Raw genomic sequence first — 10,243 nt, forward strand, 5'->3', positions numbered from 1 at the left:
GCATGCACACCTCGGTGGCGCCCACGGAATGGGCTTCGAAGGCGCGGTCCGCGACGTCTGCGGGAGACAGGGAGAAGGCGTCGGCGTCGCCCTTGCGCTGGGCGAACGCGCAGAAGCGGCAACCGGTGTAGCAGATGTTGGTGAAGTTGATGTTCCTGTTGACGATGTAGGTGATCTCGTCTCCCACGACGTCCCGGCGCACCCCGTCGGCGAGGGCTGCGAGGGCGGCGAGGCCGTGTCCGTCGGCGCCGGCCAGCGCGAGGTACTGCTCGTCCGTGAGCCCCTCGGGCTTCGCCTCCGCCGCGCGCAGCGCGGCGAGGACCTCCGAATCGGCGCGCTCGGGCGAGCGCGTCCCGCGCGCCGCCTCTGCGGCGCCGATGCGCTCGGCGGCCTCGCGGATCGCGTCCCAGTTGCCGAAGGCCTGGTCGATGTCCGAGCGTGTCTCGGTCCTGCGGCCCTCGGTGTCGATCTCGGTGTTGAGGTCGACCCGGCCGTAGGACTCCTCGGGCTCGTCGGGCTCCTGCCACGGGCGGGGCTCGGGAGAGGCCGATCCTCCGCCGACTGCGGGCGCGGCGAGCCCGTCCGCGTCGGCGAGCGCGGAGACGTGCCCCGCGACGCGGGGGTCGATCCACGCGCTACCGGCGGCGATGTACCGCGAGTGGACGGTGAGCCGCTCGCGGACCGAGAAGCCGAGATCGGCGCAGATCCGCTCGAGATCGGCGAGATGGGGCCACGGCCGCTCGGGATTCACGTGGTCCGCCGTCAGGGGCGATATTCCGCCGAAGTCGTCGATCCCCGCGCCCACGAGGAGCGAGATCTCGTTGGCCTCGACGAGATTCGGCGGGGCCTGCACGGCGATGCGCGGGTCGAGCACGATGCGCGCGCAGGCGATGGCCGCGCGGTACTCCTCGATCTCGGCGTCCGGCGAGTCCGCCATCGCGGTGTGTTCCTTCGCCCGGAAATTCTGGACGATCACTTCCTGGATGTGCCCGAACTCGCGCCCGAGCCGGGCGAGCTCGACGAGCGACTCGGCCCGATCCGTGATGGTCTCGCCGATGCCGACAAGGATTCCCGTGGTGAACGGGATGGCGAGGCGCCCGGCGTCGGTGAGCGTGCGCAGCCGTACCTCGGGGTCCTTGTCCGGGGAGCCGTAGTGCGCCTTGCCCTTCGTCTCGAATAGATCGCGCGACGTGGTCTCGAGCATCATGCCCATGGACGGCGCGACGGGCTTGAGCCGGGAGAGCTCCGCCCAGCTCATCACCCCGGGGTTGAGGTGCGGCAGCAACCCGGTCTCCTCGAGCACCCGGATGGCCATGGCGCGCACGTAGTCGAGCGTGGAATCGTAGCCGCGCTCGTCGAGCCACTGCCGGGCCTCGGGCCAGCGGTCCTCGGGACGGTCGCCGAGGGTGAACAGAGCCTCCTTGCAGCCTCGCTCGGCGCCGCGGCGTGCGAGCTCGACCACCTCGTCCGGCTCCATGTACAGGCTCGTGCCCTCGGCGCGGAGCGCTGCGGGCGCGGCGACGAAGGTGCAGTAGTGGCAGCGATCGCGGCACAGCCTGGTGAGCGGGATGAAGACCTTGCGCGAATACGTGAGGGTTCCGCCGGGGTGCGTGCTCGGGCTGGGGTCCGCCCCGGTCGCCCCCACCTCGCTTCCTGACGGCGCACGGCCGATGTCCACCAGGCGGGCGTCTCGCTTGCGGGCGGCCGCCGCACAGAGCCGCTCGAGCTCGGCCCCCCTGGCCTGCAAGAGCGTCTCGACCTCGGCGACCGAGAGGGTGAGCCCGGCCTCGGCCCGCTTGAGCGAGCGGCGGATCGCCGACGGCGAGGCGGAGTGTGATCCTTGATCCATGAGCGCCATGGTGCACCAACATACTCCCGCCGTGTCGTTAGTCTGGATACATGGCAGAACACTCACGCGACTCCTCCGCGGCGACCGTTGATATCGGGCACACCGGGCAGGAGCCGGTCGGCGCGTCCGAAGGGGACGGCACCGCGAGCTCGGCGGCGGAGGCCTCCGAGGTAGCGGAGGTCGCCGAGGGCGGAGAGGGCAGGCAGGGCAGACAGAGCACAGTGGGCGCCGAGGGCGCCGATACCGGAGAGTTCGCAGAGCCCGATACGCCCGCTCCGGCCGAGCGCACCGATCCCTTCGACCTCGACGCCTACCACCGGCATACCGAGGTCTCAATGCTCGAGCCCCGCTATCGCGTGAGCGCGAGGGCCCCGTTCGCCTGGACGTTCGAGGTGATGTGGTCGATCATCGTCCTCATCGCGCTCCAGATCGGCTGGTACTTCTGGGGCGACAACGTCATGGCCTTCTGGAACTGGGTCGCCGCAGTCGCCACTGTGTGGGTGGCGTTCACGTCGATGGTCATCGCCCCGGTGTGGCGCTATCGCGTCGCCCGCTGGGACTTCTCCGAGACCGCCGTGTACGCGAAGACGGGATGGTGGACGCACCAGTACAAGATCGCGCCGCTGAGCCGGCTACAGACCGTGCACACCAAACGCACGTTCTTCGACCGCATCTTCGGGCTCTCCAGCGTCGTCGCCTCGACTGCCTCAGCGCACGGATCGGTGGAGATCAAGGGGCTCGATCGCGAGGACGCCGAGGCGCTCGCCGACCACCTCCTCCACATCGCCGAGCTCGACGAGGAAGAGGCCACGTGAGCGGCAACGGCACGAAGCTCGATCTCGAGGGCGTGCAATGGCGGCGCCTGTCGTGGCGGATGCTGCTCGTCGACCCACTCGGGATGCTCACGCGGCTCTCGCCGCTGTTCCTCATCTCCCTGTGGCTCGGCACGAACCGGGACAACTACTGGTTCGAATTCTCCATCTTCGCGCTGGTCATGCTCGCGGCGCTCACGCGCTGGATTTCGACCTCGTACTACGTCGGCCCGACGCACATCGTGCTTCGACGCGGCCTGTTCTCACGCAATCAGGTGCGGATCGCCCGCGAGCGCATCCGCTCGGTCGATACCGAATCGGACCTCTACCACCGGCTGCTCCGGGTCTCCATCGTGGAGGTCGGCACCGGGCAGCAGGACGCTTCGAAGGACGAGCAGGGCCGCTTCCGCCTCGACGCGATCGCGTCCAGTGAGGTCGAGCCGCTGCGCGAGGACCTCCTTTCGCATATGCGCGCCGAGCACCCGGAGCTAGACCTCGCCGACGAGGAGCTGTGGGGCTCGCGCTTCGGCGAGGACATCGCGCGATGGAAGATCACGTGGGCGCGCTTCGCCCCGTTCTCGTTCATCGGCTTCGGCGTGCTGTTCTCGCTGTGGCTCATCACGCTGCAGATGGGCGACATGCAGTCCAGGCTTCTTGAGCTCGGGCCCGTGGTGTCCACGCGGCAGTGGCTCACCGATCTCGGGCAGCCGTGGACGATCCTCGGCGAGGCGATCGCCGTGTGGCTCGTCGCGAGCTTCCTCGGCATGCTCACCTACGCCATCCGGTACGGCAAGTACGCGCTCACCGACCGCGGTCGCGTGCTGTTCGTCCAGAACGGCATCCTCCGCCGCAAGCACATCGCACTCGACAAGCTCCGCCTGCGCGGCGTCGAGGTCCACGCGCCGCTGCTCCCCCGTCTCATCGGAGGTGGCCGTCTCGACCCGATCATGACCGGCACGAAGCGCGGCAACAAGGCCTCGACCCTGCTCCCCCTGGCGCCGCGGAAAGACGTGCATCGGGTTGCCACGCGCATCATCGGCACGTCGGCACCCGTCGACGTTCCACTGCGCCGTCACCCCGCCGCCGCGAGGCGCCGTCGGATCACCCGCGGCCTCTTCCCCTTTTGGTATCTCCTAGCCTTCGCAATCCTCATGCGCCTCGACCTCGGCTCACAGGTGGACAAGTGGATCGCCTGGTTCATCATCCCGGCGTTCGTCGTGTTCCTACTGCTGGCTTTCGACCGGATCCGGAACCTCGGCCACACGGTGACCTTCAGGTCCCTCGTCACCTCCCACGGCTCGCTCTCGGCGAAGCGCTCGATCCTCTCGGGGCGCGGGATCATCGGTTGGAGGGTCTCGCAGACGCCGTTCCAGCGGTGGGCGGGCGTCGCCAACGTCGCTGCGGCGACCCCCGCGGGACAGGGCTCGTACAACATCCTCGACATGCGCGACACCGAGGCATGGGGGCTCGCCGAGGTGCTCACCCCGGGGATCACCGCCGAATGGGGCACGATCGTCCGCTACCCGGAGTGTGGCGGGCGCCCGCAGGTCTCGTCGCCGGCAATCGACGATCCCTCGCTGCCGACGTTCCCGCGCAAGGCCCGCGGACGCAGGAGGGCCTAGCTGCCCTTCGCGGCGAGCTCGCCCTCGAGCGCGCGGAGCTTTCGAAACTGGCCCCACAGCAACGGGGCGCCGAGTCCGCAGACGAGAAAGAGCAGGCCTCGCCCGGAGGGCGGCACGGGCATGTTCGCGCCGGGTCCGAAGAACAGGCACACGAACGTGAGCAGCCACACGAGCACGGGGAATGCGTGAACCAGCGTTGCCGAAGACCACTTCCGCGCCTCGGCCACCATGACGGTGTTGAGCACCGCTGCGACGAGCGCCGCGATGGGAAACGGGATCGACGCGATGGGGCCGAAGCCGGGGAGCCGCGCGAAGAGGTAGGCGACCTCGAAGACGCACGAGACCGTGGCGGCGACCACGAGGCACACGAGCGCGAAGCCCAGCCCCCCGATGCCGGCGCGGGCCGGTGCGCTCTGCTCGCCGCCGGACCCGGCGGCCACGTCCACGCCGTCCTTCGTGGTGGTTCCGCCTCGCGGGCCAGAACCGGGATCGTGTGTGACGGCGGAGCTCCCGGAGATCATGGCCTCTCCCTTCCCTCGGTATCGAAGGTCTCGCCCGTCGCCAGCCCATCCCACGGCGGTGCCCACCCTCCGCGCTCGACGACGGATCCGTGCTCCTGGCCGAGCGGCCTCCCCGACACCGGATCGAGTTCGACGGTCGGTCGGCGCCAGAGGCGGGCGGGACGTCCGTCGTCATCCGGGTTGTTACTTCCGTGCTCGGGCGAACCACTATCTCCCTGGCCCTGGCTCTGGCCCTGGCCCGGGCCCGGACCCTGGACGAGGTCGAAGGAGACGTAGTACTCGCGGCGCGCGAGCGGCTGGAGGAGTTCGTTGGTGAGCGCGAGGTGCGTGGGCCGCGCCGCGCCGCGCGGGTGGAGCTCGAGCTGGGTCGCGTGCGCGGCGAGCGCTGCGTCGCGGCGCGCGGTGGCCTCCGCGGAGAGCTCGACGGCGTGGGTGACTTCCTCGTCGGGCCAGCCGGGGAGCTCGCCGAGCGCTGCGGGGCGCAGCCGCGGATCGGGCGCGTCATAGCCGTGGGCGGCGGGTTCGCCCCATGCCTCGGCGTCCGCCTCGAGGACGCCGATTGGGACGACGATCCACGAGATCCGCGAGACCGCCCAGGCCGAGCGGCGCGCGGCGGCGTGCGCGAGATCGTGGGCGCGGATGTGATCCGGATGCCCGTACCAGCCGACGGGGTCGTAGGTGAGCACGAGATGCGGGCGCTCGCGGTCGATGATCCGGGCGAGCTGCGTCTCCTGCGCACGCTCGCGTTCGGCGCCTGGCCGGGCGAAGGCGCGCGGGTGCTCGAAGGAGGGAGTGCCCTCCATCCCCGAATCGCGCCACGTCCCGGCGCCGCCGAGGAATGTGGGGCCGGGGAGGCCGAGCGCGTCGAGAGCCGCGCCGAGCTCGCCGACCCGGTAACCGCCGAGCTGGTCGGCCTCGGCGGCGATGAGCCCCTGCCACTGTTCGCCGAGGACCTCGCCCTCCTCCCCCAGCGTGCACGTGACGTTGACGACCCGTGCGCCGCCGGCGGCGAGAGTCGCGATGGTGCCGCCGGTGAGGATCGACTCGTCGTCGGGGTGGGCGTGGACGAGGAGCGCGCGGAGTCCTGCGAGAGGGCCGGGCGTTCCTGGCTGCTCGAGAGCAGCGGATGCCACCTGACTCGAACCCGTCGCCCCCGGCACCGCCTGGTTCGGGTCCGCCAGGTTCGGGTCCGCCGTGTTCGAGTCCGGGGCGCCTGAGTCCGTGTCTTTCCGCCGTGCCTCGCTCACTGCGTCCTCCATTGGAATGCGCTCTCGTAGAGCTCGCGCCCCTGCGGGCGGCCCACGTCCTGGGCGCCGGGCATATCGAATCCGGCGAACCTCTCGGATGTCGAGACGAGCCTATCCCCGAGGTAGAGCGGCACCTCGATAGAGAGCGCGGAGACCTTGTCGGCGATGTCCGCCGAGTAATCGGCGACCTGCGACACGTTTCCGGAGGCGTCCCGCGCCTCCCCGGAGTCAGCGGCGCCGGGCATCGCCGCATCGTTCGCCGAGCCCCGCTGCATCGCAGCATCGATAGCCGAGTCGAGCTCTGGATCGCAGATGCCGGAGAGATTGTCCGAGCGCGAGGAGCGCAGGACGGGCTCGCCCGCCTCGTTGGTGGGGACGGGAACGGTGATCTCCGAACCCGAGTCCTCCGAAGCAGATTTCTCGGCGGCCTTGGCCTCGGATTCCGCCGCCTCGGCCTCAGTGCCGAGCGCCCCGGCGGGGGCCTGGGAATCCACTCCGCCGACGCCGGCCGAATCGCTCGGCGGCTGGAGCTTGGTCACCGTGGCGGGAGCAGGCTGCGGGCCCTGCGCGGACGTGTACCCGGGGGACGTCGTCGTGGGGGCGGGCTGCTCGCCCGAGTCGCCCGAAGCATCAGAGCCGCTGCCGGAACCGGTGTCCGAGCCCTTGACACAGCGGTACCTGTTCTCCGCCTCCGCGAGCGGGTCTCCGGACGCCGGCGCCCACGTGACCACGCCATTGACGAGCCCGTAAGGCAGCGCGCCCGAGTAGAGACTCTCGTCGGAGAGCTCCCACACCCGCGCGTCGACCCCGGCGCTGCGCAGGTTATCTACAACCGTAGAGGCGGCGATGAGCGTGGATTCGCCGCCTGCCACGACGCCGAGCGTGATCTCCAACGGTTTCCCGTCCTTCGACCACGTGCCGCCGTTCTTCGCGTACCCCAGCGCCTCGAGTTCTCGGCTCGCGGCTGCGGCATCGGCCGCCGGGGGCGCGCCGACCTCCGACGTCAGAGGGAAAGTGGAGACGTGCGGTTCGGAGGCGACCCCGCTGACGATCTTGCCCACCGTCGCCGCGTCGACGAGCCGGCCGAGGGCCGCCCGGACGCGCGCGTCGTCGGTGCCGCTCGCGGTGGTGTTCCACGTGAGCAAGAGCTGGTCTCCGTCGAGAGCCGAGCCATCGTGGAAGCCGCCGACCGTGTCGAGCACGAGCCTGTTCGTCTCGGTGTCCGCGACGGAGACGAGGGCCCCGGAACTGGTGCGCGCGGCCTGCCCCAGGGTCCCCTGGTCCGCGGCCTGGCGCAGCACGATCTGCTCGGCCTGTGGAGGCGTGCCCCAATAGCGATCATTACGCGCGAGGACCATCTGCCCGATGCCGAGATCGACGCTGTCGATCGCGAAGGGTCCGCCGCTCGCAGCAGCGCCCTGGACGAGCGCCCGGGCGAATGAGCGGACGTCGTCGCCCATGAGATGCGAGGGCAGGAGGTTGGAGAACAGCGTGCGCCACTGGGGGTACTCGCCATCGAATTCGACGTCCACCGATTTTCCGCCGGCGCCCGAGCGGACATCGACGATGTGCCGGTAGCCACCGGAATCGACCGTGCCGGGAAAGGTCGAGGCGTTGCGCCAGAGGTAGCGGAAGTCCTCGGCGCCGATCGGCACGCCATCCGACCACTGGGCTTCCGGCGCGATCTCGTAGCGCAACGTGAACGGCGCAGTGGAGACCACGGAGACCGAGCGGATGAGGTCCGCGTTGCGCCGCAGCGAACCGTCCTGGGTGCGGTCGTACGCCGAGGGCAGCGTGAGCGCGGAGAGAAGATCCGTATCGGGCCCCAGATCGGAGCGCAGGTGCGGGTTGAACCCCGTATCGAGCGTATCGATGACGACGGACAGCGCGTTCGGGGAAATCGCCACCTTCGCCGGGCCCTGCTGCCCCTCGGACCGCGGGGGCGGCGGGTCGGCGACGCACCCGGCAAGCAGCGCGGGGACGAGTGCGACGGCGAGGAACGCCCGGCCGGCGCGGACGCCGGCCAGTCTCCCGCCGGCTACTCTCCCTCCGTCCCGGCTGCGGAACTCGGCGGCCTCGCTGCCACTGCCACTGTCGCCTGCGCCGCCGGCTCGCGTCTCACGCGGGTACCCCATCGCCGACCTCGTCCCGACGCTTCCTAGGAACGTGCCTTGTTCCGCGAGCGCTCGCGGGCGCGATCCGAGGAGTTGAGGATCGTCTTGCGCACGCGGATCGCGTCCGGGCCGACCTCGACGCACTCGTCGCCGGCGCAGAACTCCATGGCCTCCTCGAGGCTCAGGGAGCGGGCCTTCGCGAGGGTCTCGGTGTTGTCGGCGGTCGCCGAGCGCATGTTGGTGAGCTTCTTCTCCTTGGTGATGTTGACGTCGAGGTCCTCGGAGCGGGGGTTCTCGCCGACGACGACACCCTCGTACACCTCGGCGCCGGGCTCGATGAAGAAGTCGCCGCGGTCCCCGAGGTTGAGGAGTGCGAAGCCGGTGGCCTTGCCCGCGCGGTCGGCGACGAGCGAGCCCGTGTGGCGGGCGCGGATCTCGCCGGCCCACGGCTCGTAGCCGGCCGAGACGGAGTTCGCGATGCCGGCGCCGCGGGTCTCGGTCATGAACGCGGTGCGGAAGCCGATGAGCCCGCGGGCGGGGACGGTGAACTCCATGCGGACCCAGCCGGAGCCGTGGTTCGACATCTGCTCCATGCGGCCCTTGCGGGCGGCCATGAGCTGGGTGACGGCGCCGAGGTACTCCTCGGGCGTGTCGATGGTCATGTGCTCCATCGGCTCGTGGACCTTGCCGTCTACGAGCTTGGTGACCACCTGGGGCTTGCCCACGGTGAGCTCGAAGCCCTCGCGGCGCATGGTCTCGACCAGCACGGACAGCGCCATCTCGCCGCGGCCCTGCACCTCCCAGTCGTCCGGGCGCTCGGTGTCGAGCACGCGGAGCGACACGTTGCCGATGAGCTCGGCGTCGAGGCGCGCCTTGACGAGGCGGGCGGTGACCTTCGTGCCGCCGTTGCGGCCCGAGAGCGGCGACGTGTTGACGCCGATGGTCATGGAGATCGCGGGCTCGTCCACGGTGATCGCGGGGAGCGCGACCGGGTTGTCGGGGTCGGCAAGGGTGTCGCCGATCATGATGTCCTCGATGCCGGCGACGGCGACGATGTCGCCGGCGACGGCCTCGTCGGTGGGCACGCGCTCCACGCCCTTGGTCGCGAGCAGCTCCGAGATACGGACGGACTTGGTCTGCACTTCCCCTTCGGGGGTGTGGTGGATCCACGAGACCGTCTGACCCTTCTTGAGCGTGCCGTTGTGCATGCGCACGAGGCCGATGCGGCCGAGGAAGTTCGAGGCGTCGAGGTTGGTGACATGGGCCTGCAGCGGCGCGGTGGCGTCGCCCTTCGGGGCGGGGATCACGTCGTAGAGGAGCTTGAAGAAGTCGTCGAGGTTCTCTGCGTTCGGCTCGGCGCCGTTCTCCGGCTGCTCGATCGACGCCTTGCCGGCGCGGCCCGAGGCGAACACCACGGGGAGCTCGAGGGCCTTCTCGGCCGCGGCCTGCGCATCCGGGTCCTCGAGGTCCGCAGCGAGATCGAGGAGCAGGTCCTGCGCCTCCTCGACGACCTCGGAGATCCGGGCATCGGGGCGGTCGGTCTTGTTGACCACGATGATCACCGGGAGCGAGGCGGCGAGCGCCTTGCGGAGTACGAAGCGCGTCTGCGGCAGCGGGCCCTCGGAGGAGTCGATGAGGAGCACGACGCCGTCGACCATGGAGAGGCCGCGCTCGACCTCGCCGCCGAAGTCGGCGTGGCCGGGGGTGTCGATGATGTTGAGCACGAGGTCCGCGCCGTCGGCGCCGCCGCCGTGACGGAGTACGGCGGTGTTCTTCGCGAGAATGGTGATGCCCTTCTCGCGCTCGAGGTCGCCGGAGTCCATGACGCGGTCGACGAGCTCCGAGTGCTCGGCGAAGGCGCCCGACTGGCGGAGCATGGCGTCGACGAGGGTGGTCTTGCCATGGTCGACGTGCGCGACGATGGCGACGTTGCGGAACTCGGTGTTGGTCACGAAGGTGTTCTCCTCTTCGGAGCGCGGACCGACGAAGCCTCTGCGCCCGATGGTGTCGATTGTGGCGTGGGCGTGCAGGAACCACGGAAAACCACGAACGGATGGCGCGGCGCCGGCATGCCGCCG

The 10,243-nt window shown here is 70.3% G+C and carries 6 protein-coding genes and 1 pseudogene; 2 read left to right on the forward strand and 5 right to left on the reverse strand.

Going from position 1 to position 10,243, the window contains the following annotated elements:
• Nucleotides 1-1,849, reverse strand: a 1,849-nt coding sequence (cofG, locus tag V7E05_RS01250) for a 7,8-didemethyl-8-hydroxy-5-deazariboflavin synthase CofG (RefSeq protein WP_333617861.1), incomplete at its 3' end; no start/stop codon positions are given.
• A gap of 50 nt (nt 1,850-1,899) precedes the next feature.
• Between cofG and V7E05_RS01255 the strand changes: the two genes are divergently transcribed.
• Together V7E05_RS01255 and V7E05_RS01260 are read left to right on the forward strand one after the other, a co-directional pair.
• A complete protein-coding gene (locus V7E05_RS01255; RefSeq protein ID WP_333617862.1) occupies nt 1,900-2,664 on the forward strand; it encodes a PH domain-containing protein in 765 nt (254 codons plus the stop codon).
• Entirely contained in the window at nt 2,661-4,283 is a 1,623-nt protein-coding gene (locus V7E05_RS01260; protein WP_333617863.1) for a PH domain-containing protein, read from the forward strand. Before V7E05_RS01255 ends, V7E05_RS01260 begins: the two co-directional genes overlap by 4 nt.
• Here V7E05_RS01260 and V7E05_RS01265 read toward each other — a convergent pair.
• The 4 genes and pseudogenes from V7E05_RS01265 to typA form a co-directional block, all read right to left on the reverse strand.
• The gene (locus V7E05_RS01265; protein ID WP_333617864.1) at nt 4,280-4,804 is read right to left on the reverse strand and encodes a hypothetical protein; all 525 of its coding nucleotides are present in this window, start codon (nt 4,802-4,804) and stop codon (nt 4,280-4,282) included. The two genes, V7E05_RS01260 and V7E05_RS01265, sit on opposite strands and share 4 nt — an antisense overlap.
• 230 nt (nt 4,805-5,034) lie before the next feature.
• Nucleotides 5,035-5,937 (reverse strand): annotated as a pseudogene (gene mshB, locus V7E05_RS01270) (N-acetyl-1-D-myo-inositol-2-amino-2-deoxy-alpha-D-glucopyranoside deacetylase); the annotation flags it as partial.
• Between the two features lie 110 nt (nt 5,938-6,047).
• Nucleotides 6,048-8,186, reverse strand: a complete 2,139-nt coding sequence (locus tag V7E05_RS01275) for an ABC transporter substrate-binding protein (RefSeq protein ID WP_333617865.1) — start codon at nt 8,184-8,186, stop codon at nt 6,048-6,050.
• A gap of 23 nt (nt 8,187-8,209) precedes the next feature.
• Complete coding sequence (gene typA, locus V7E05_RS01280) at nt 8,210-10,117, reverse strand: translational GTPase TypA (RefSeq protein ID WP_333617866.1); 1,908 nt, start codon at nt 10,115-10,117, stop codon at nt 8,210-8,212.
• Nucleotides 10,118-10,243: the final 126 nt, after the last annotated feature.

It is taken from the genome of Dietzia sp., from assembly GCF_036741115.1.
Taxonomy (GTDB): Bacteria; Actinomycetota; Actinomycetes; order Mycobacteriales; family Mycobacteriaceae; genus Dietzia.